Origin of the sequence: Streptomyces sp. NPDC002057 (assembly GCF_040296665.1) — a bacterium.
Classification (GTDB): Bacteria; Actinomycetota; Actinomycetes; order Streptomycetales; family Streptomycetaceae; genus Streptomyces.
The window spans coordinates 138,208-159,208 of sequence record NZ_JBEOXR010000008.1; the positions used below are offsets into that span (position 1 = coordinate 138,208).

The 21,001-nt window shown below is 73.7% G+C and carries 17 protein-coding genes; 9 read left to right on the forward strand and 8 right to left on the reverse strand.

The window, feature by feature from the left end; all coding sequences use genetic code 11:
• Positions 1 to 968: HtaA domain-containing protein (locus ABT129_RS09755; RefSeq protein ID WP_351898823.1), on the reverse strand; the 968-nt coding region annotated here is incomplete at its 3' end.
• An 80-nt stretch (positions 969 to 1,048) separates the two neighbouring features.
• Positions 1,049 to 2,494 carry an HtaA domain-containing protein gene (locus tag ABT129_RS09760; RefSeq protein WP_351898825.1) on the reverse strand — a complete coding sequence of 482 codons (1,446 nt, stop codon included), beginning with the start codon at positions 2,492 to 2,494 and terminating at the stop codon, positions 1,049 to 1,051.
• Positions 2,495 to 2,628: 134 nt separating this feature from the next.
• Between ABT129_RS09760 and ABT129_RS09765 the strand changes: the two genes are divergently transcribed.
• The 7 genes from ABT129_RS09765 to ABT129_RS09795 all read left to right on the forward strand — a co-directional run bounded on the left by ABT129_RS09765 (position 2,629) and on the right by ABT129_RS09795 (position 10,292).
• Positions 2,629 to 3,642, forward strand: coding sequence for a heme/hemin ABC transporter substrate-binding protein (locus ABT129_RS09765; RefSeq protein ID WP_351898828.1), 1,014 nt, complete (start codon positions 2,629 to 2,631; stop codon positions 3,640 to 3,642).
• Positions 3,643 to 3,836: 194 nt separating this feature from the next.
• Positions 3,837 to 4,898: a FecCD family ABC transporter permease gene (locus tag ABT129_RS09770; RefSeq protein WP_351898981.1), complete on the forward strand. Its 1,062-nt coding sequence runs from the start codon at positions 3,837 to 3,839 to the stop codon at positions 4,896 to 4,898.
• Positions 4,895 to 5,755, forward strand: a complete 861-nt coding sequence (locus tag ABT129_RS09775; protein WP_502981699.1) for a heme ABC transporter ATP-binding protein — start codon at positions 4,895 to 4,897, stop codon at positions 5,753 to 5,755. Before ABT129_RS09770 ends, ABT129_RS09775 begins: the two co-directional genes overlap by 4 nt.
• Before the next feature lie 196 nt (positions 5,756 to 5,951).
• Complete coding sequence (efeO, locus tag ABT129_RS09780) at positions 5,952 to 7,106, forward strand: iron uptake system protein EfeO (RefSeq protein ID WP_351898830.1); 1,155 nt, start codon at positions 5,952 to 5,954, stop codon at positions 7,104 to 7,106.
• A 17-nt stretch (positions 7,107 to 7,123) separates the two neighbouring features.
• Positions 7,124 to 8,383, forward strand: a complete 1,260-nt coding sequence (gene efeB, locus ABT129_RS09785; RefSeq protein WP_351898832.1) for an iron uptake transporter deferrochelatase/peroxidase subunit — start codon at positions 7,124 to 7,126, stop codon at positions 8,381 to 8,383.
• A 30-nt stretch (positions 8,384 to 8,413) separates the two neighbouring features.
• A complete protein-coding gene (gene efeU / locus ABT129_RS09790) occupies positions 8,414 to 9,295 on the forward strand; it encodes an iron uptake transporter permease EfeU (protein WP_351898835.1) in 882 nt (293 codons plus the stop codon).
• Positions 9,252 to 10,292, forward strand: a complete 1,041-nt coding sequence (locus ABT129_RS09795; RefSeq protein WP_351898837.1) for an SCO2278 family lipoprotein — start codon at positions 9,252 to 9,254, stop codon at positions 10,290 to 10,292. Before efeU ends, ABT129_RS09795 begins: the two co-directional genes overlap by 44 nt.
• Positions 10,293 to 10,324: 32 nt before the next feature.
• Here ABT129_RS09795 and ABT129_RS09800 read toward each other — a convergent pair whose 3' ends face one another.
• Positions 10,325 to 11,104: a bifunctional DNA primase/polymerase gene (locus ABT129_RS09800; RefSeq protein WP_351898840.1), complete on the reverse strand. Its 780-nt coding sequence runs from the start codon at positions 11,102 to 11,104 to the stop codon at positions 10,325 to 10,327.
• Between the two features lie 103 nt (positions 11,105 to 11,207).
• Positions 11,208 to 11,828, reverse strand: coding sequence for a TetR/AcrR family transcriptional regulator (locus tag ABT129_RS09805; protein WP_351898842.1), 621 nt, complete (start codon positions 11,826 to 11,828; stop codon positions 11,208 to 11,210).
• A 209-nt stretch (positions 11,829 to 12,037) separates the two neighbouring features.
• On the opposite strand from ABT129_RS09805, the gene ddaH reads away from it, so the two are divergent.
• Entirely contained in the window at positions 12,038 to 12,826 is a 789-nt protein-coding gene (ddaH, locus tag ABT129_RS09810) for a dimethylargininase (RefSeq protein ID WP_502981703.1), read from the forward strand.
• Positions 12,827 to 12,900: 74 nt separating this feature from the next.
• Here ddaH and ABT129_RS09815 read toward each other — a convergent pair whose 3' ends face one another.
• The 3 genes from ABT129_RS09815 to ABT129_RS09825 form a co-directional block, all read right to left on the reverse strand.
• The gene (locus ABT129_RS09815; RefSeq protein ID WP_351898847.1) at positions 12,901 to 15,624 is read right to left on the reverse strand and encodes a patatin-like protein; all 2,724 of its coding nucleotides are present in this window, start codon (positions 15,622 to 15,624) and stop codon (positions 12,901 to 12,903) included.
• Positions 15,625 to 15,755: 131 nt separating this feature from the next.
• Positions 15,756 to 16,739: a small ribosomal subunit Rsm22 family protein gene (locus ABT129_RS09820; RefSeq protein WP_351898850.1), complete on the reverse strand. Its 984-nt coding sequence runs from the start codon at positions 16,737 to 16,739 to the stop codon at positions 15,756 to 15,758.
• 88 nt (positions 16,740 to 16,827) lie between these two features.
• Positions 16,828 to 18,186, reverse strand: coding sequence for a Bcr/CflA family multidrug efflux MFS transporter (locus ABT129_RS09825; protein ID WP_351898987.1), 1,359 nt, complete (start codon positions 18,184 to 18,186; stop codon positions 16,828 to 16,830).
• 50 nt (positions 18,187 to 18,236) lie between these two features.
• On the opposite strand from ABT129_RS09825, the gene ABT129_RS09830 reads away from it, so the two are divergent.
• Positions 18,237 to 19,271, forward strand: coding sequence for a Gfo/Idh/MocA family protein (locus ABT129_RS09830; protein WP_351898852.1), 1,035 nt, complete (start codon positions 18,237 to 18,239; stop codon positions 19,269 to 19,271).
• Between the two features lie 70 nt (positions 19,272 to 19,341).
• On the opposite strand, the gene ABT129_RS09835 is transcribed toward ABT129_RS09830, so the two are convergent.
• Positions 19,342 to 20,973, reverse strand: coding sequence for an alkaline phosphatase D family protein (locus tag ABT129_RS09835; RefSeq protein WP_351898854.1), 1,632 nt, complete (start codon positions 20,971 to 20,973; stop codon positions 19,342 to 19,344).
• Positions 20,974 to 21,001: the final 28 nt, after the last annotated feature.

Below are 21,001 nucleotides of genomic sequence, written 5' to 3' on the forward strand. Positions count from 1 at the left end.
GGCTCGGTGGTCGGCGGGGCCGTGGTCGGAGGCTCGGTGGTCGGCGGGGCCGTGGTCGGAGGCTCGGTGGTCGGCGGGGCCGTGGTCGGAGGCTCCGTCGTGGGCGGCTCCGTCGTCGGGGGCGCCGTGGTCGGAGGCTCCGTCGTCGGAGGCTCCGTGGTCGGAGGCTCCGTCGTCGGAGGCTCCGTCGTCGGAGGCTCCGTCGTCGGAGGCTCGGTCGTCGGCGGCTCCGTCGTCGGCGGCTCCGTCGTCGGCGGCTCCGTCGTCGGCGGCGCCGTGGTCGGGGGCTCCGTGGTCGGAGGCACCGTCGGCGGCGGGGTCGTCGGGCGGCCGCCCGCCTTCACCGTGAGCGTGGCCGCGTCGAGCGCGTCACCCTCCTTGTAGAAGCCGGCGAACGCCGCCGCGCCGTCCTTCGTCAGCTTCGCCGGTATGTCCTTGAACACCATCGCGCCGCCGGCGCCCTGACCCGGCCGGATGCCCGTCATGTCGAGCGCGGCGAAGGCGATGTCGTCGCGGGTGCTGACGGAGCCGTCCTTCTCCTTGGTGACGACGTCGGCGGTGATCTCGCCGGTCGGCGCCGAGCCCTTCGTCGACAGCTTGACGTCCGAGATCAGGATGTCGAGGGCGCCCTCGTGGGCCTCGAAGTGGACGCTGCCCTTGAAGCCGGTGGCGGTGCCGTGGGTGCCCATGTCGTACGTACCGGTGCCGTCGACGAAGGTGAAGACGCCGTTGCTCGCGGCCTGTGTGGCGCCGCCCCCGACGGTGATCTTCCCGTGGGCGAAGGGCATCGCGAGGTACGAGCGGAAGGACTGCTTGATGCCCCAGTCCAGGGTGCCGTCGACGAGCGTCACCGGCGGCGCGCCCTCGGCCGCCGCGGGCAGGGCGAGGACGACGGCGCCCGTGCCCAGGGCGGCGGCCGTGGCGACGGCGGCGGCCAGGGTGACGGATCGGCGCAAGGGGATGGCCATGACGGGGTTCTCCTAGGTGGGACGCGGGGCGCAAGGGGGGTGCGCGGGAGATGTGGCGTGGGGGGTCCGACCCTGGAGGGTCAGGCCGAGGGGGTGCCGCCGGTACGACGACGGCGTACGGCGGCGAAGACGGCGAGCGCGGCGGCGAGCAGCACGCCCGCGCCAATCGCGAGGTACGTGCCCGTGGAGGACGAGGAGGACTCGGCGGCGGGTGCGGGGGCCGCGGCGGCGGAGGCGGCGGGGGTGGCCGGCTTCGACGGGGCGGCGGACCGGGTGGCCTCGCTGCCGAGGTCCGGGAGCGCGGGCAGCTTCGCCTTGGCGTCGACGGTGACGGCGAGGGACACCGGGTCCATCGCGGTCCCGGCCCTGTACATCCCGCCGAAGGCCTTGGCGCCGCCCTCGGTGAGGGTGGCGGGGGCCTCGGTGACGGCGGCGAGGCCGTTCTTCGGGGTGAGGTCACGGGCGGCGAAGGTGACGAGGGGGACGGCCTTGTCGGTCTTCCCGGTGCTCGTGACGTCGGCGCTGAGGGTTCCGGTGCCGCCGGTGACCTTCACGGTGACCTTGCCGAGAGTGAGGTCGAGGTGGGCGCCGGTGAAGCGGACGCTGCCCGCGAAGGCGGCGTCGAGGGTGCCCTTCCTCGGGTCGTACGTGCCCTTGCCGCCGGTGAAGCGGAAGAGCGCGCCGCCGTCCTGGGCGCCGTCGGCGAGCGTCCACTCGCCCTGGGAGATGGCGCCGGTGACGTACTCGCGGAAGGTGCGGCGCACCCCCCAGTCGACCGCCGCGTCGCGGAGGCTTCCGGCGGGGGCGCTCGTGGTGGCCGAGGGGGTCGCGGAGGCGCTCGCGGAAGGCTTGGTGGCGGGCGGCGCGGTGGTGGGTGCCGTGGTCGGCGGCGCCTGCCGCGGCGCCTCGACGTCGACGGTCAGGCTGACGGGGTCGAGGGGGGTGCCGGCCGGGTAGTAGCCGGCGAAGGCGGCGGCGCCCTGCGAGGTCAGGGTGGCGGGCACGCCGGCGAGCGAGACGGGGCTGCCTCCGCCGCGCATGTCGATGCCGCCGAGGCCGAGGGTGGCGAGCGGCACCTGGGACGAGGTGGTCACGCGGCCGCTGCCCTTGGCCTTGCTCGCCATGTCGGCGTAGAGGGTGCCGTTTCCGCCCTGGATGCGGATCCGCGGGCGGCTGATGGTGAGGTCGAGCTCGTTGGTGCCGTCGGCCTTGCGGTGGCCGGTGAAGCGGACGCCGCCGGAGAAGGCGGCTTCGAAGGCGCCGGTCGCCGGGTCGTACGAGCCCTGGGCGGAGTGGAAGCGGAACTGGCTGCCGCCGACCGTGGCGGCTCCGCCGGTGAGGCCCCAACTGCCCTGGGCGATGGGGCCGGTGACGTAACTCTGGAAGGAGGACTTGATGCCCCAGTCGAGCCGTCCGCCCTGCACGGTGCGGCTCTCCGCGTGGGCGGCGCTGGCGGGTACGAGGGCGGCGAGCAGCGCCGCGAACAGGGTCACGGCGAGCGCGCGGGCGGGTCTGGACAGCATCATGGAACCCCTCCGAGGGCTGGCAAGCGAGGTAAGGCTAACCTAAGCTACATCGAGCCTCGGAAGGTATCCCCACCGGGCCGAACCTTCACGTACCACCGCAGAACGCAGCAGAACGATCGACAGGACGGTGTCCGGTGCGCAGAACTCGCCTCGCGGGAGCGCTGACAGCAGTGCTCGCCCTCGCCCTCGGGGCGACCGGCTGCGGCGACGGGGGCGGCAGCGCGCCCGGCCCCGGAAGCGGCGCCTCCACCGGTGCTTCCACCGCGCCCGACCGGGTCGAGCCGCTCGCCGCCCCGGCCGTGCCGCGACTGCCCGTCACCGTCGCCTCGGCCGACGGGCGTCGGACCACGGTCACCTCCACCGAGCGGATCGTGCCGCTCAGCGGCTCCCTCAACGAGATCGTCTTCACCCTCGGCCTCGGCGGGCAGGTCGTCGCCCGCGACATCACCGCCACCTTCGAACAGGCCGAGAAGCTCCCGGTGGTGACCCGCGCCCACGACGTCTCCGCCGAGAGCGTGCTCTCGCTCAAGCCCACCGTCGTCATCGCCGAGGGCACCACGGGCCCCGCCGAGGCCATCGCCCAGATCCGGGACGCGGGCATCCCCCTCGTCGTCGTGAAGCCCGCCACGTCGCTCGCCGATGTCGGCACCCGGATCGACGCGGTCGCCGCCGCCCTCGGCGTACCGGACTCCGGCGCCGCGCTCCGCGAGCGCACCCAGGAACGGATCGACGCCGTACGGAAGGGGATCCCGGCCCGCGAGGAGAAGCCGCGCGTGGCCTTCCTGTACGTCCGCGGCTCGGCCGCCGTCTACCTGCTCGGCGGGGCGGAGTCCGGCGCGAGCTCGCTCCTCGAAGCCGCCGGGGCGATCGACGCGGGCAAGGAGTCCGGCCTGACCAAGGACTTCACCCCGATCACCAGCGAGGCCCTGGCGCAGGCCGCGCCCGACGCGATCCTCGTCATGAGCAAGGGGCTCGACTCCGTCGGCGGGATCGACGGCCTGGTGAAGGTCCCGGGCGTCGCCCAGACCCCGGCCGGCGCCGACCGCCGGGTCGTCACCGTCGACGACGGCGTGCTCCTCAACTACGGCCCCCGCACCGACCAGGTACTGAAGTCCCTGGTCGGCCAGTTGTACGGGGAGGGGAAGTGACGGCGCTCCAGAAGACCCCGCGGGAAGCGGAGACGGCCGCCCCGACGGACCCGACCGCCGACGCGAGCGCGGAGGGGAGCTCGGAGACGAGCGCGGAGGCGAGCGCGGAGGCGAGCGCGACCGCGGCGGCCGGTCCCGAGGCCGCCAAGCCCCACCCGACCCGACCGACCGGCCCGTCCGACCCCGAGGCCGGGGTGCCCGGCGCCACGGCGAAGCCCGCCCCCCGCCGCCGTGCCGCCGCCCCCGTCCTCACCCTCTGCCTCCTCGGCGCCCTGCTCCTGCTCGCACTGCTCTCCGCCGGCATCGGCGCGTACGAGATCCCGCTCGGCGACGTCCTCGCCTCCGTCCAGCACCGGATCGGTCTCGGCGGCCACGCGCTCGACCGCACCGCCGAGAGCGTCCTGTGGAACATCCGGCTCCCCCGGGTCGTCCTCGCCGTCCTCGTAGGCGCCTCGCTCGGCTGCGCGGGCGCCCTGATGCAGGGCGTGTTCGGCAACCCGCTCGCCGAGCCGGGCGTCATCGGCATCTCGGCCGGCGCGGCCGTCGGCGCGGTCGGCGCCATCGCGCTCGGCCTCACCTTCCTCGGCAACTGGACGATCACCGTCTGCGCCTTCGTCGCCGGGCTCGCGACCGTGCTCCTCGTGTACGCGATGTCCCGCTCCGGCGGCCGTACCGAGGTGGTGACGCTGATCCTCACGGGTATCGCGGTGAACGCCTTCGCGGGCGCCCTCATCGGTCTCTTCATCTTCTTCGCCGACAACGCGCAGGTCACCCAGATCACCTTCTGGCAGCTCGGCTCGCTCGCCCAGGCCACCTGGCCCAAGGTCCTCGCCGTCCTGCCGTGCGCGCTCCTCGGCCTGGTCGTCGCCCCCTTCTACGCCCGCCGGCTCGACCTCCTCGCGCTCGGCGAGCGGCCCGCCCGCCATCTGGGCGTGGACGTGGAGCGGCTGCGGGTCGCCCTGATCCTCGTGGTGGCGCTGCTCACGGCGGCCGCGGTGGCGGTGGCCGGCATCATCACCTTCGTCGGTCTGCTCGTCCCGCACCTGCTGCGGATGGTGAACGGACCGGGCCACCGCTTCCTGGTGCCGGGCAGCGCGCTGGGCGGAGCGGTCGTCCTCACCGCCGGTGACCTCGCGGCCCGTACGGTCGCGGCCCCGGCCGAACTTCCCCTGGGCGTCCTCACCGCCCTCCTCGGCAGCCCGTTCTTCTTCTGGCTGCTGCGCAGGACCCGTCGTAGGCAAGGTGGTTGGGCATGACGTCCGTACGGATTCGAGGACTGCTCCCGATGCTCCCGAACCGGCGCGCCCGCACGCTGCCCTCCCCCGCCACGCCCGGCGAGGTGGTCGCGGAGGCGGTCGGGGTGCGGGTCGAGCGCGGCGGCCGGCCGGTCCTGGACGGGGTCGGGATCGAGGTGCGGGCCGGAGAGGTGCTCGCCCTGGTCGGACCGAACGGGGCGGGGAAGTCCACGCTGCTCGCCGCACTCGCCGCCGATCTCGCGCCGAGCAGGGGAGAGGTACGGATCGGGGGCCGGCCGGCGGCCGGGTGGACGCCCGGTGAACTCGCACTGCGGCGGGCGGTGCTGCCGCAGGACGCGGCGCTCTCCTTCCCCTTCGCCGTGGCCGACGTGGTCCGGATGGGCCGGGCCCCCTGGGCGGGCACCGAGCGGGAGGACGAGGACGGGGCGGCGGTCGCGGACGCGATGGCGGCCACCGAGGTCGAGGCCTTCGCCGAGCGCCCGTTCTCCGCGCTGTCGGGCGGCGAGCGGGCCCGGGTCGCGCTGGCCAGGGTCCTGGCCCAGCGGACCGGTCTGCTGCTGCTCGACGAGCCGACGGCCGCCCTGGACCTGCGCCACCAAGAACTGGTGCTGCGGGTCTGCCGGGAGCGGGCCGCGGCCGGGGACGCCGTGGTGGTCGTCCTCCACGACCTCGGGCTCGCGGCCGCGCACGCGGACCGGGTCGGGGTGCTGCACGGAGGCCGGGTCGCGGTCGAGGGGCCGCCGTCGGAGGTCCTGGAGGAGGCGCTGCTGAGCCGGGTGTACCGGCAGCCGGTGGAGGTGTTCCCGCACCCTCGGACCGGTGTCCCGCTCGTCGTGCCGAAGCGGGCGGACAGGTAGCGGGAACCGGGGCGATTCCCCTCCCTTGACCCGCCCTTGACCGCCCCATGAGGACTCCGTGGAACCCCTGTGATCCCGCCGTGTCCGGTCCGCCGGATCTGAGAGCCGAATCACTGGACGGGTGGGTATGGCTGAGGTAAGCCTCGGTTAAGTTAGGTCCGCCTCAGTCCCCCGTACCCGTGTTCCTGGAGTCCTCATGCGCGCCGTTCGCCTCTCCGTCGTCACCGCCGCAGCGACCGCGGCGGCGCTGGCCGCCGTCACGGGCTGCACCGAGAAGAGCGACGCCAAGGGGGACGACGGCGCGATCACCGTCGTCGCCAAGGACGACTCCTGCGAGGTCTCCGAGAAGGAGTTCCCGGCCGGTCACCTGAAGCTGGCCGTCGAGAACCGCGGCTCCAAGGTGACCGAGGTCTACGTCCTGTACCCGGACGACCGGATCGTCACCGAGCGCGAGAACATCGGCCCCGGCACCAGGGCCACGATCACCGCCGAGATCAAGGCCGGCGACTACGCGATCGCCTGCAAGCCCGGCATGGTCGGCGACGGCATCCGTCAGCAGGTGAAGGCCACCGGCGGAGCCGCGGGCGCCAAGCGCTCCCCCGAGATGGACGCGGCCGTCGCCGCCTACCGCCAGTACGTCCAGGCACAGGCCGACGCGACCCTGCCCAAGGTGAAGGTCTTCACGGACGCCGTCCGCGCCGGTGACGTCGAGGGCGCGAAGAAGGCCTACGCCGAGTCCCGCATCGGCTGGGAGCGCACCGAGCCGGTCGCCGAGTCCTTCGGCGACATCGACCCCAAGGTCGACGTCCGCGAGGACGGCCTGGAGGCGGGCCAGGACCCGGCGAAGGACTGGACCGGCTGGCACCGCCTGGAGAAGGCCCTCTGGCAGGACAAGAAGATCGGCGAGCGCGAGAAGGAGCTGGCCGGCCTCCTCGACCGGGACCTCGCGGACTGGGTGAAGCGGGTCGGCAAGGCCGAGATCACCCCGACCTCGATGGCCAACGGCGCCAAGGAGCTCCTGGACGAGGTCGCCACCGGCAAGGTCACCGGCGAGGAGGAGCGTTACTCCCACACCGACCTCGTCGACTTCAAGGCGAACGTCGAGGGCGCGCAGAAGTCCTTCGACCTGCTCAAGCCGGTCGCGTCGAAGAACGACCCCGCGCTCGTCGCCGACCTGGAGAAGCGGTTCGCCGCGCTGAACACGCTGCTCGACAAGTACCGCACGGACAAGACGGGCTACGTCTTCACCTCGTACGAGAAGGTCGGCAAGCCCGAGCGCAAGGAGCTCTCCGACGGCGTCAACGCGCTGGCCGAGCCGCTCTCCAAGCTCGCCGCCGCCGTCGTCAAGTAGCGGACGGGCACCCGGACATGTCCGAGAAGCAGGAACAGCCGGCGCGGGGCGCCTCCCGCCGTACGGTCATCGCCTGGGGCGGTGCCGGGCTCGCGCTCGGTGCCGCCGCGGCCGGCGGCGCCGTCGGCCTGACCCGGGACGGGGACGCCTCCGTCCCCGTCTCCGACAGCGGCGCGGCCGTGCCGTTCCACGGCCCGCACCAGGCGGGCATCGCCACCGCCGTGCAGGACCGGCTGCACTTCGCGGCCTTCGACGTGACGACGACCGACCGGGCCGAGCTGGTCCGGCTCCTCAAGGACTGGACGCGGGCCGCCGAGCGGATGACGGCCGGCGCCGAGGTCGGCGAGGGCGCTTACGGCGGTCTGCCGGAGGCCCCGCCGGACGACACCGGCGAGGCCCTCGGTCTCCGGGCCTCCCGCCTCACCCTCACCATCGGCTTCGGCCCCTCGCTCTTCGACGGGCGGTTCGGGCTGAAGGACAGGCGGCCCGGGGCCCTGGTGGAGCTGCCCAGGTTCCCGGGCGACAACCTCGATCCGGCGCGCAGCGGCGGCGACCTGTGCGTGCAGGCGTGCGCGGACGACCCGCAGGTCGCCGTGCACGCCGTCCGCAACCTGGCACGGATCGGCTTCGGCAGGGTCGCGGTGCGCTGGTCGCAGCTGGGCTTCGGCAAGACGTCCTCGACGACCCCGGACGCCCAGACCCCGCGCAACCTGTTCGGCTTCAAGGACGGCACCCGCAACATCGCGGGCACCGAGACCGAGCGGCTGGACCGGCACGTGTGGGTCTCGGGCCGGGACGCCCGGGGCGCCGCCGCCTGGATGGACGGCGGCTCGTACCTCGTCGCCCGCCGCATCCGGATGAACGTCGAGACCTGGGACCGTACGCCGCTCGCCGAGCAGGAGGACATCTTCGGCCGCGACAAGCGCGAGGGCGCGCCGGTCGGCAAGGCGAAGGAGCACGACGAGCCGTTCCTGAAGGCGATGAAGCCGGACTCCCACGTCCGGCTCGCCCACCCGGACACCAACGCCGGGGCGACGATCCTGCGGCGCGGCTACTCCTTCACCGACGGCACGGACGGACTCGGGCGCCTGGAGGCGGGCCTGTTCTTCCTGGCGTACCAGAGGGACGTCCGCACCGGCTTCATCCCGGTGCAGACCTCGCTCGCCCGCGCGGACACCCTCAACGAGTACATCCAGCACGTGGGTTCGGCGCTGTTCGCCGTCCCGCCGGGCGTCCGCGACAAGGACGACTGGTGGGGCCGGGCGCTGTTCGCGTAGCTCTTCACGTATCCCAGGGAGGGAACCGACGTGTTCGGCAACTATCTGATCGGCCTGCGCGAGGGCCTTGAGGCCAGCCTGGTCGTCTGCATCCTCGTCGCGTACCTGGTGAAGACCGGGCGCCGGGACGCGCTCAGGCCGGTCTGGACCGGCATCGGCGTGGCCGTCGCCGTGTCCCTGGCCTTCGGCGCCGCGCTGGAGTTCGGCTCCCAGGAGCTGACCTTCGAGGCGCAGGAGCTGCTCGGCGGCTCCCTGTCGATCGTCGCGGTGGTCCTGGTGACCTGGATGGTCTTCTGGATGCGGCGCACGGCCCGGCACCTCAGGGCAGAGCTGCACGGCAGGCTGGACGCGGCCCTGCGGATGGGCACCGGCGCGCTGGTCGCCACCGCCTTCCTGGCGGTGGGCCGCGAGGGCCTGGAGACGGCGCTCTTCGTGTGGGCGTCGGTGCGCGCCTCGTCCGACGGCACGTACGCGCCGCTGACCGGTGTCCTGCTCGGCCTGCTCACGGCGGTCCTGCTCGGCCGGCTCTTCTACCGGGGCGCGGTGCGGATCAACCTGGCGTCGTTCTTCACCTGGACCGGCGGGATGCTGGTCGTGGTGGCGGCGGGCGTCCTCGCGTACGGCGTGCACGACCTCCAGGAGGCCCGCTTCCTCGACGGCCTCGCGAACAAGGCCTTCGACGTCTCGGCGACGATCCCGCCGGACAGCTGGTACGGCACGCTCCTCAAGGGCGTCTTCAACTTCCAGCCGAACCCGACGGTCCTTCAGGTCACGGTGTGGGCGCTGTATCTGGTCCCGACGCTCGCGCTGTTCCTGGCCCCGATAGGGTCGGGTCCGTCCGTGCGGGTGAAGAAGCAGAAGGCGACCGATGAGAAGGCTGACGCTGAGGCGAGCTCCGGGACGACCGCTTGAGCGGCTGTCGGCACGACGGCCCGCGAGGCTCCTCGCGGCGACGGCCGCGGCGACCGTCCTGACGCTGACGGCGAGCGGCTGTGTGACCGTGCACGGCGAGCTGGCGCTGATGCCCCCGGCCACGGAGGCCGAGGCCGCGCAGGCCCTCGCGGAGTTCACCGCCGCCTACAACAAGGCCGACAAGGCCTTCGACCCCGCCCTGGACGCGGGCCGGGTCACCGGTCCGCTCGGGGAGATCAACCAGGCCGGTCTGCGCGCCCGGGCGGTCACGAGCCCCGGCGGCAACAAGAACCACCGGCCCCTCGAACTGACGGACGCGCGGTTCGTCCTGCCCAAGAAGGCGGGCTGGCCGCGCTGGTTCCTCGCGGACACCGACTCCAACCGGGACACCGACCAGGGGGCCGGCGACAAGCGCTGGCTCCTGGTCTTCGTGCGCAACGGGCCCCAGCAGCTGTGGGAGGTGGCCCACCTGGTGATCCTCGGTTCGTCGCAGGTGCCCGAGTTCGCCGAGGAGGGCGGGTACGCGGTGCCGGTCGCCGCGGGCACCGACGCGCTGGCGGTCGCGCCCGAGGACCTCGGCGCGCGGTACGTCGCGTATCTGAAGGACGGGACGCCGGGGCCGTTCGCGCCGGGGGCGCACACGACCCTGTGGCGGGAGCAGCGGCAGAAGGGCGCCAAACGGCCGGGGCTCGCCACGCAGTACATCGACCGGGCGGCCGACCAGGGGGACTTCGCGCCGCTGGGGCTGCGGACGAAGGACGGCGGCGCGCTCGTCTTCTTCGCGACGCGGTCCTTCGAGCGGCAGACGGCGGCGCCGGGCTACCGGCCCAAGGTCGACCCCGCCGTCAAGGCCCTGCTGACCGGCGAGGTCAAGAACACGGTCACCAAGGAGTGGGTGTCCAACCAGGTGGCCCTGGTGCGGCCGGCGGGCGCGGCCGGCGACGGGGTCACGATCAGCGGCCGGCTGCAGGGCGTGGTGGGCGCGCAGGGCTCGTGAGCCGGGCGGGCTCCTGACGCGTGAGGCCGGCCTCAGCGGGTCAGGGGCCAGGCGATCTCGTGGGCCGTGTGCTCGCCGTCACCCTCCGCCTCGCGCGCCGCGACGTGGCGGGCACAGGCGTCCTGGAGGGTCTCCAGGAGGTTCAGCGGGTCGGGCAGCGGGTGCTCGGGGCCGCGGAGCCAGGCGACGACCGGACGGTCGTCCTCGTCCCCGGGAAGCCGGGCGGGCGGTACGAGGACGTAGCTGCCCCGGCAGTGCCAGCGGAGCCCCGGGTGCTCGTCCATCGTCTCGGGGTGGCAGTCCAGCTCACACGGCCACCACTCGTCCTCGTCCTCGGGGGTGCCGCGGGTGGCGGTGAAGAAGAGCATCCGCCCGCCGACGGTGTCGACGTCGGCGGACTCGGCGACCGGCCCGACCTCGACGCCCTCGGCGAGGAGGCGCTCCAGGGCGGCGCGGCCGGCGGCCATCGGGACGTCGAGGACGTCGTGGACCATGCCGGTGGCGGTGATGAAGTTCGCCTCGGGCTCGTTGCGGGCCCAGCGCTCGATCTGGGCGCGGTCGGTGGTCGACTGCGTCTGCCAGGCGAAGGAGACGGGGTGCCGGGCGGGGGTGGGACAGCCGATCCGCTCACAGGAACAGCTGTAGCCGACGGGGTACGCGGCGGGGGCCAGGGGCAGCCCGGCGGCAGCGGCGGCCAGGAGCAGCGTCTCGCGGTCGTTCTCGTCGTCGGCCGCGGTGCGTTTCGGGCGCCTGCGCAGCCACTGTGCGAGTTTGCTCTCCGTGCCGCGGTAGCGGCCGATACCGTCGCCCATCTATCCCCTCACACCTCATGCTCGCCCGTTCGGCTCTGCCCATGGTCCCACCATCCTGCGCTTCGGGTGACCGGAGTGCGGAACCGGGGTGGGCAGAGACGTTTCAGCCCTTGTGCGCGAGGCCCCGTAGGGCCAGGTCGACGAGGGTGTCGGCGTAGGCGTGGGTCAGGGGAAGGGTGCGGTGGATCCACCGGTGGTGGAGGGGGCCGACCAGGAGTTCGAGGGCGACGCGGGGGTCGACGTCCGGGTCGACGTCGCCGGCCGCCTGGGCGGCCTCGATGCGGCGGACGTAGTGCTGGAGCTGGGGTTCGAGCAGCGCGGCGGTGAAGCGGGCGCCGAGCTCGGGGTCGACGACGCCCTCGGCGGCGAGGGCGCGGGTGGGCCCGTCGACGGTCGGGTCGTTCAGTTCGTCCACGGTGGCGCGCAGGACCTGCTTCAGGTCGGCGGCGAGGTCGCCGGTGTCGGGGATCCCGCTGTCGGCGTCGCCGCCGAGCGCTTCGGCGGTCCGGGTCTGGAGGTCGAGGAAGGCGTCGAGGAGGACGGCCGCCTTGGAGGGCCACCAGCGGTAGATGGTCTGCTTGCCGACGCCGGCGCGGGCGGCGATGCCCTCGATGGTGGTCCTGGCGTAGCCGGTCTCGGTGACGAGGGCGAGGGCGGCGTCGAAGATGGCACGGCGGGAGCGTTCGCTGCGGCGGGAGGCGTCGGGGGCCTTGGTCTCGGACATGGCCCCAACCTAGCAGCGTACGAGACGCCGCGTCTCGCATGAGGGTGGCCGAAGCCGACGGACCCCCCTGGCCGGTTCCGAACCACCCGAACGGTCCACTGCGCGCAGGGCCCGGAAGGCGGACCATGGGGTCCATCCAGTCCCGCCCCTTCCGTGAGGAGCCCTCATTGCGCACCACTCCGCGCACGTCCTCGCCCCGCCGTTACCTGATGTGCCCACCCACGCACTTCGCGGTGACGTACTCCATCAACCCCTGGATGGACCCCACGAAACCGGTCGACCTGCCGTTGGCCCTCACCCAGTGGGAGGACCTGCGCGACCGCTACCGCGCGCTCGGCCACACCGTCGAGCTGCTCACCCCCGACCCGGCGCTGCCCGACATGGTCTTCGCGGCGAACGGCGCCACCGTCGTCGAGGGCCGGGTCCTCGGCGCGAGGTTCGCCCACCGCGAGCGCGCGGCCGAGGCCGAGGCGCACCTGGCCTGGTTCCGGCGGAACGGCTGGGCGGAGGACGACGTACGGGTCCCGGAGCACGTCAACGAGGGCGAGGGCGACTTCGCCGTCACCGCCTCCTGGATCCTCGCCGGGCGCGGCTTCCGCTCCAGCCCGCTCTCCCACGACGAGGTGCAGGAGTTCTTCGGGCGCCCGGTGATCAGCCTGGAGCTGGTGGACCCGCGGTACTACCACCTGGACACGGCGCTGTCCGTCCTGGACGACGCCACCGACGAGGTCATGTACTTCCCGGACGCCTTCTCCCCCGGCAGCCGCAGGGTGCTCGCCCGGCTCTTCCCGGACGCCCTGATCGCGACGGCCGAGGACGCGGCGGCCCTCGGCCTCAACGCGGTCGGCGACGGCCGCAACGTCCTGCTCCCCCAGGCGGCGGTGGGCCTCTTCGACCCGCTGCGCGAGCGGGGCTTCGAGCCGATCGGCATGGACCTGGGCGAACTGCTCAAGGGCGGCGGCAGCGTGAAGTGCTGCACCCAGGAGCTGCGGCCCTAGCGCCCGCCCGCCGGGCCCTTCCCGGGCCCGGCGGGATGCAGGAGTCAGTCCGCGGTCGGCCTTCCGGGCGCCGCCTAGGGGGCGTCCGGGTCCGGACCCGCCGTTCGGCCGTTCTTCCTCCCGGGCCGGCGCGTCCGCCGTCGCCGCCGCGCGGTCCACCAGCTGTGGACCGCGGTGCCCATGAACTCCAGCAGGAAGACGAGGGGCACTCCGAAGCCGACGACGAGCAGCAGCAGCCAGCCCCACGCCTCCTTCCAGGACAGCTTGATCAGGAGCGCGATCGCCATCGTGCCGACGACGGCGGCGAGGTACGTCACGACGGCCGTCAGCATCGTCCACAGCAGGATCCCCGAGGGATTCCTGGTGGCCTGCCGCCACCACAGCCGCCGTCCGGGCAGGCCGGCGAAGCGGGAGGGCCAGGGCCTCTGCAGCGGGGGCACCTTCCGGCCGAAGGCCCGCCAGAACATGGTCCGGCCCGCCTCGGCCCACGGTCCGCTGATCGGCGATCCCTTGCCCACCAGGATGCTGAGCACCGCTTCGAGCATCCTTCCCGCGGTGTGCCGCCCCTTCTCGGTCTTGAGGTAGTTCGTGAAGAGCTTCGTGTCGTCCGGCTCGGCGAGCTCGTCGAGGTTCCGGCGCATCCGCTCGTCGCCGATCTCGGCCGCGAGGATGGCCTCGTGCAGCTCCAGTTCGAGGGCGCGCCGCTCCTGGTGGCCCGCGACGAACAGCCGCAGCAGGTGGTGCGCTCCGTCGAGCCGCCCCCAGGTGAAGTCGGACTCGCGCCAGCGCGGGTCGACGAAGGCCCCGAAGTGGTCGAGGCGGATGCCGTACAGCTTGCGTTCGCCGAGGGGCGCGTACTTGTCCAGGGGGAAGAGCGGACTGTGCTCGTCGGGTCCCAGCCGCAGGAACTCGAACGGGGGCGTGTGCTCCACCAGCTCCTCCGGTGAGGAGAAGGCCTGTGCCACCACCTCCGCGACGAGGCAGGCCTGGAGGATCGTCCGCTCGCGCTCTCCGTCGGGCTCCCCGGGGCCGTCCCCACCGGGATCGGCCGTCGCCGTCACGTAGGCGCGGACGGCTTCCTCGACCTGTTCGCCGAGGATGCGACCCAGGCCGAGTTCCGCGTAGATCGCGTTCATCGTGGCGATCGGCCCCCGGTCGGCCCCCTTCCGGCGCGCGGGGTCACCGCCGGCCGTCTCGACGTTGCGCAGCAGTCCGAACACCCGGTCGGTCACGGCGTGCACGCCCCGTACGCGGGAACTGAGCGCGTCCAGGGCCTCGGCGAGACGGCGCTCCTCCCGCTCCCGTTCCCGCGCCGTCTCCTCGGTCGGGGCGCAGGGCGGCGCGTTCGCCCCGCGCCGCGTGGCCTTCAGCCGCTTCTCGATGTCCGCCGCGAGCGTCCACAGCAGCCGTTCGACACCGTGGACGCCCCACCCCCACGTGCTGTGGTCCGGCGTCGTCAGCGCCGTCGCGGACTCCGGCACCCAGCCTTCGGGCGACGCGCCGTTCTTCAGGATGGCCAGGGCGTTCTCGTGCGGGATGCCGGTCAGGGAGCGGATCCCCCGCCCCTCCTCCCGCAGTTGCCTGATCTTCCACGCGGCGGCCACGATGCGGCTGTCCCGGTATTCGCCGAAGAGCTTCTGGGCGACGTCGAGCAGCTCCACCCGCAGCGTCCTACCCGACTCGGGGTGGAGCTGGCGCTCGAAGAGTTCCTGGTGGCGGGTGTGGGAGTGCCGGCCCATGTGCTCGCGCAGCTCGGCCGTACCGGTCCGGAAGTCCGCCTCGCGCGGGTAGTTGACGGCCGTGCCGAGGACCGACGGCCATTCGGTGGCCTTGGACGGGGCCAGGCTGTCCACGTGCCGCTGGGCCACTCCGGACGAGGGGACCACGAAGACGAGCACCCGCCGCACCGGGCCGTCCACCCGCCGGTCCGAGATCGCTTCGAGCACCGGCCCGAAGGGGGCGTTGTTGAGGAGGCCCCCGTCGACGATCCAGCTGGCCCGGTCCCGGCCGCGGCTCGGGATCTGGGGGTGCGGCCGGACCCGCTGCTCCAGCAGGGGCGACTCGTCGACGGGGGCGAAGGCCAGCGGGAATCCGGCGGAGGCACGGGCGGCCAGGTCGAGCCGGCCCAGGACCTCGTCGTCCAGGAAGTCCTTGCGGCTCCGGGGCTCGATCTTCCAGATCTCGCAGGGGGCGGTGGCCTTGCGGAAGACGACCGCGTCGGGGTCGTGCTGGAACTTGTAGATCCTGCGGTGGTCGGCGACGTCGAAGCGTCCCCCGAAGCCGTCCTGGAAGTCCTCGGGCACGCCGTCGAGCGCCGTCGCGGTGACGAAGAGCGTCACGGGCTCGGCCTTCTTCTCGTTCCCCTCCACGTCGCGCAGGATGTCGCCGATGGTCTCCTGGAAGAACCGCCCGTCCAGGACGCTGTTGTACGGCGGGTTCTTCAGCAGCTTGTCGTCCGTGAGCGCCGCCGCGTCCAGCCAGGTGTCGCGGAGATTCGGCAGCGCCGCGCCCCGGCCGATGGCGGCGGCCAGCAGGGAGCCGTTGAGACCGCCGGCCGACGTGCCCGCGATGACGTCGACGAGGACCTGTGTGTTCGCCTCGCGGACGACGCGCTGCCAGAGCGTGAAGACGGCCCGGTCGGCCGGGTCGACGAAGTTCGGTTCCGAGCTGTCCGCGTGGACGGCCCGGGAGGCCCGCCGGAGCAGGTCGATCTCGTGTGTCACCCCGCCCATCCAGACGGCCAGGCTCACACCGCCGTTGAGGACGAGGGCAAGACGTGTCTGCTCAAGGGCCGCCATGTCCGCAGAGTATGCAGGTGGGCGCGGGTGCCCGGGTCATACCCACGGCGTGTCCGCCGCTCCGGGTCGCCCGACCGGCGGCAGGGGCCCGCCGTCGCCCGACCTGCGGCGGCAGGGTGACGCGCGGACCCTCAGCCCTGGTCCTCCGGCGGCCAGGGGTCGCCCCACGCGGCATCACGGGCCTGCTTGTACAGGGGCCCGTGGCGCTTGGTGACCGTGTCACGGGTCAGGCCGTCGGGGCCGCACAGTTCGAGCAGGACCAGGCCCTTGCGGATCTGGGGCCTGCGGGTGATGCGGGAGGCCGCCGGCGCCGGCGGGAAGCGGGTCGCCGCCACGTAGCTGTACTTCTCGTCCTCGTACGGCAGCGAGCCGCCCTTCACCTGCCGGTGCAGCGAGGAGCGGCTCACCCGGGCCGAGAAGTGGCACCAGTCGGCGCCCGGCTCGATCGGGCAGGCCCCGCTGTGCGGGCAGGGCGCGGCGACGGTGAACCCGGCCTCGACGAGCAGCGTGCGGGCCGCGATGATCCGCTCGTAGCCGTCGGGGGTGCCGGGCTCGACGATCACGACGGTCCGCGCCACCCGCGCCGCCTCCGCCACGAGCGCCGCCCGGTCCGCCGGGGTCAGCTCCTTGAGCACGTACGAGACGGTGACGAGGTCGGTCTCCGCGAGCTTCAGCGCGCCGCCGATCCGGGCGGTGCGCCACTCGGCGTCGAGGGCTCCGGCCGCCAGCTCGCGGCCGAGCGCGAGGGCGGGCTCCGCCCAGTCGAGGACGGTGGTGCGGGGCGGCTCGTCCGCCCAGGCCTCGGCGACGGCCCAGCTCGCCGCGCCCGTGCCGCCGCCGACGTCCGTGTGGGTACGCGGCTCCCAGTCGGGCGCCGCCTCCCGCAGCGCGTCGAGGGCGCCCCGTACCGCCTCGTAGGTCGCCGGCATCCGGTACGCGGCGTACGCGGCGACGTCGGAGCGGTCGCGCAGCACGGGGGCGTCCGTCGGGGTGGTGCCCCGGTAGTTGGCGATCAGCCGGTCGACGGCCTGGGCGGCCTGGCGGGGCGGCAGCCCGTCGAGGAGCCCGGCGAGGGCGGCGCGCAGGGAGTCGGCGGAGGGAGCGGAGGCGTTCACCGCGACAGTCTAGGCGGCCGGATCGGCAGCCCCAGGCGGCTCGGTCCCGGCCGGTCCGGGGCCCCGGTCCCGGCTCCGGCCCGGGCGCTCAGGCGGTCTCGGGCCCGGCCGGGGTCTTTGCCGCGGCCGACTGCCACGGTCGGCAGAGGCCCAGGAAGCAGGCCAGGGCCAGGACGGCGCAGGTCAGCTGGACGACCGCCATGGGGACGGCGGTGTGCTCGCCCGCGATGCCGACGAGCGGGGAGGCGACGGCGCCGACGAGGAACGAGGTGGTGCCGAGGAGCGCGGACGCCGAACCGGCGGCGTGCGGGGTGCGCATGAGGGCCTGGGCGTTGGTGTTCGGCATGGCGAGGCCCATCGCCGACATGAGGACGAAGAGTCCGGCGGCGACCGGGACGAGCCCGACCTCCCCGAAGACGCCGCTGGTCATGAGGAGCAGCGCGAGGGCGGAGACGAGGATCGTGCCGAGGCCCCAGCCGAGCGCCTTGTCGAGGCTGACGCGGCCGATGAGCAGCTTGCCGTTGATCTGGCCGACGGCGACGAGCCCGATCGAGTTGAGGCCGAAGAGCAGGCTGAAGGTCTGCGGCGAGGCCCCGTAGATCTCCTGGACCACGAACGGCGAGGCCGAGATGTAGGCGAAGAGGGCGGCGAAGGCGAGGCCGCCGGTCAGCATGTACCCGGCGAAGACGCGGTCGGTGACCAGCCCCTTCATGGTGCGCAGGGCCTCGCCGACCCCGCCCTCGTGCCGCCGCTCGGCGGGGAGCGTCTCGTCGAGGAAGCGCCAGACGACGAGGGTGAGGAGGACGCCGATCACGGTGAGGACGTGGAAGACGCCCCGCCAGTCGGTGATCCGCAGGATCTGGCCGCCGATGAGGGGCGCGATGATCGGGGCGACGCCGGAGATCAGCATCAGGGTGGAGAAGAACCGGGCCATCTCCACGCCGTCGTACAGGTCGCGGACGACCGCGCGGGCGATGACGATGCCGGCGGCGCCCGCGAGGCCCTGGAGCAGCCGGAAGCCGATGAGGAGTTCGGCGGTGGGCGCGAGGGCGCAGACGGCGGTGGCGAGGACGTACACGACCATGCCGATGAGCAGCGGGCGGCGGCGGCCCCACTTGTCGCTCATGGGGCCGACGACGAGCTGACCGAGGGCCATGCCGGCGAGGCAGGCGGTGAGGGTGAGCTGGACGGTGGCGGCGGGGGCGCTCAGCGCGCCGGTGACCTCCGGCAGCGCCGGCAGGTACATGTCCATGGAGAGCGGGGGCAGGGCGGTGAGGCCGCCCAGGACGAGGGTGACGAGCAGCCCCGTACGGCGGGCGGCGGCGACGGCGGGGGTCGCGGCGGGTCCGGGTGCGGTCGCGGCGGGTCCGGCGGCGGTCGCGGTGTCGGGACCCGAGGCCGTTTCGGTTATGTGCCCTTGTGTTGTTTTCTGGCCGCTCTCCGGCATCGACAGCTCCATTTCGTTGAATCCGCGCCTATGCTCTCAGCTCGATCGGCATGATCGAGACCTCTGTGGGACGGGTGGGGAACGTGGGAGAGACGATTCGCTGGGGAATCCTGGCGACGGGCGGCATCGCGGAGCGGTTCACGACGGACCTCCTGACGCTCGACGGCGCCGAGGTCGTCGCCGTGGCGTCCCGTACGGAGGCCTCCGCGAAGGCCTTCGCGGACCGGTTCGGAATCCCCCGGGCGTACGGCGGCTGGGACGGACTCCTCACCGACGAGGAGGTCGACGTGGTGTACGTGGCGACCCCGCACCACGCGCACCGGGAGGCGGCCGGCCGCGCCCTGGAGGCGGGCAGGGCGGTGCTCTGCGAGAAGGCCCTCACCCTCAACGCCCGGGAGGCGGAGGAACTCGTCGCCCTCGCCCGGGACCGCGGCCTCTTCCTCATGGAGGCCATGTGGATGTACTGCAACCCGCTGGTCCGGCGGATCGCCGGACTCGTCCGCGACGGAGCGATCGGCGAGGTCAGGACCGTCCAGGCGGACTTCGGGCTCGCGGGCCCGTTCGCGGCGGACCACCGGCTGCGGGACCCGGCGGTGGGCGGCGGGGCGCTGCTCGACCTCGGCGTGTACCCGGTGTCGTTCGCGCAGCTCCTCCTGGGCGAGCCCGACACGGTCCACGCGCACGCGCTGCTCTCGCCCGAGGGCGTCGACCTGAACACGGGCATGCTGCTCGGCTGGGACTCGGGGGCCTCGGCCCTGCTGTCCTGCTCGCTCGTCGCGGACACGCCGCTGACGGCGTCCGTGACGGGGACGCTCGGCCGCATCGACGTCCCGCGCGGGTTCTTCTTCCCCGAGCGGTTCACGCTGCACCGCGCCGGCCACGAGCCGGAGGAGGTCACGTCGGACGACGACCCGCACTCCTTCCGGCACGAGGCCGCCGAGGTCATGCGCTGCCTGCGGGCGGGCGGGACCGAGTCCCCGCTCGTCCCGCTCGACGGCTCGCTCGCGGTGATGCGGACGCTCGACGCGGTACGGGACCGCGTCGGCGTCCGCTACCCCGGCGAGACGCCGGTCGCACGGGCCTGATCGCCCGGGCCCGATCACGCGCGCCCGACCGCACGCGCACGATCACGCGGGCCTGATCGCCCGGGTCCGGTCACGCGGGCTTGAGGCCCGGATCGCCCGCCTCCGTGACGAAGGAGGCGGCCGTGGTGACGGGGGCGCCCGGGGTCGTCACGTACGGCACCGTTCGGAAGTCGGCCCGGGCGCCGTCCTCGCCGAGGGCGACCTTCACGTAGCCGCGCCGCCCGTTGAAGAACCTCAGGTGCGGGTTGGCCTGGAAGAGCCGGTCGTAGTTGGACGGCTTGTCGGCACCGTCCTTGCCGCTGGTGATCGAGGTGGCGACGATCTCGGTGCCGACCGTCCGGGAGGCCGGATCGCGGAAGTCGGCCTTGATGTCGAGGCCGTAGCCGACGTGGACGTCCCCGGTGAGCACCATCAGGTTCTCGACCCCGGCGGCCTCCGCCCCCGCGAGGATCCGCCGCCGGGATGCCGGATAGCCGTCCCAGGAGTCCATGGAGAGGGTGAAGTCGGCGGTGGGCCGGTCGCGGCGCTCGGCGAAGACGACCTGCTGCGGCAGGACGTTCCAGCGGGCCCGGGAGTGGCGCCAGCCGTCGAGCAGCCACCGTTCCTGCGCGGCCCCGGTCATCGTCCGCGCCGGGTTCTCCGACTCCGGGCCCGGGACCCGCCAGCCGTCGCCGTACGCCTGGTCGGAGCGGTACTGCCGGGTGTCGAGGATGTCGAACTGGGCGAGGCGCCCGAAGCGCAGCCGCCGGTAGAGCCGCATGTCGGGGCCGTCGGGCCGCTGCGGCGCGCGCAGCGGCTGGTGCTCCCAGTAGGCGCGGTAGGCGGCGGCGCGGCGGAGCAGGAACTCCTCGGGCGGGACGCTGTTCTCGGGGGTGCCGCCGGCGTAGTTGTTCTCGGTCTCGTGGTCGTCCCAGGTGACGACGAAGGGGTGGGCGGCGTGCGCGGCCATCAGGTCGGGGTCCGACTTGTAGAGGCTGTAGCGGAGCCGGTAGTCGTCGAGGGTCAGCGTCTCCCGGTTGAACACGGCCGGGAGGGTGCGATCGGTGTAGGCGCGGGCGCCACCGGTGGCGTTGACGGCGTACTCGTACAGGTAGTCGCCGAGGTGGAAGACGACGTCGACGTCCTCCTGGGCGAGGTGCCGGTAGGCCGTGAAGTACCCGTCGTGGTACGCCTGGCAGGAGACGGCGGCGAGCTTGAGGCCGCTGGTGCGGGCCCAGGGCGCGGGCGCCGTGCGGGTGCGGCCGACGGGGCTGGTCCAGTCGCCGACGCGGAAGCGGTAGAAGAACGGGCGGCCGGGGTCGAGGTGGTCGACCTCGACGTGGACGGTGTGCCGGAACTCCGGGTGGGCGGTGGCCCGGCCGCGCCGCGCGATCCGGGTGAAACGCTCGTCGCGGGCGAGCTCCCAGTGGACCGGGACGCGGTGGGCGGGCAGCCCGCCGTCGGGCTCGAAGGGGCGGGGCGCGAGGCGCGTCCAGAGCAGGACGGAGCCGGGCAGCGGGTCGCCCGACGCCACCCCCAGGGTGAACGGGTCCTCGGTGACGCGCCGCCCGTCGAGCTCGGCGGCGGCGGCCGCGCCGGCGGCGGGCAGCTGGGTGGCGAAGGCGAGCGCGGCGGCGGCCCCGGTGACGGTGAGGAACCCGCGCCGTCCGAAGTGCCGTGCGGCGGCGCGGAGTTCCTCCGAGTGCTGGTGTACGTGGTCCATGTGCCCCTCCCCAGACGGATGCTGTCCG

Coding starts and splice junctions, on each gene's coding strand:
- efeB (WP_351898832.1), top strand. CDS start 7,124: ATGTCCGAGAAGCAGGAACAGCCGGCGCGGGGCGCCTCCCGCCGTACG.
- ABT129_RS09805 (WP_351898842.1), bottom strand. CDS start 11,828: ATGTCCGAGACCAAGGCCCCCGACGCCTCCCGCCGCAGCGAACGCTCC.
- ABT129_RS09795 (WP_351898837.1), top strand. CDS start 9,252: ATGAGAAGGCTGACGCTGAGGCGAGCTCCGGGACGACCGCTTGAGCGG.
- ABT129_RS09830 (WP_351898852.1), top strand. CDS start 18,237: ATGATCGAGACCTCTGTGGGACGGGTGGGGAACGTGGGAGAGACGATT.
- ABT129_RS09800 (WP_351898840.1), bottom strand. CDS start 11,104: ATGGGCGACGGTATCGGCCGCTACCGCGGCACGGAGAGCAAACTCGCA.
- ABT129_RS09760 (WP_351898825.1), bottom strand. CDS start 2,494: ATGATGCTGTCCAGACCCGCCCGCGCGCTCGCCGTGACCCTGTTCGCG.
- ABT129_RS09815 (WP_351898847.1), bottom strand. CDS start 15,624: ATGGCGGCCCTTGAGCAGACACGTCTTGCCCTCGTCCTCAACGGCGGT.
- ABT129_RS09825 (WP_351898987.1), bottom strand. CDS start 18,186: ATGCCGGAGAGCGGCCAGAAAACAACACAAGGGCACATAACCGAAACG.
- ddaH (WP_502981703.1), top strand. CDS start 12,038: ATGTGCCCACCCACGCACTTCGCGGTGACGTACTCCATCAACCCCTGG.
- ABT129_RS09835 (WP_351898854.1), bottom strand. CDS start 20,973: ATGGACCACGTACACCAGCACTCGGAGGAACTCCGCGCCGCCGCACGG.
- efeO (WP_351898830.1), top strand. CDS start 5,952: ATGCGCGCCGTTCGCCTCTCCGTCGTCACCGCCGCAGCGACCGCGGCG.
- ABT129_RS09775 (WP_502981699.1), top strand. CDS start 4,895: ATGACGTCCGTACGGATTCGAGGACTGCTCCCGATGCTCCCGAACCGG.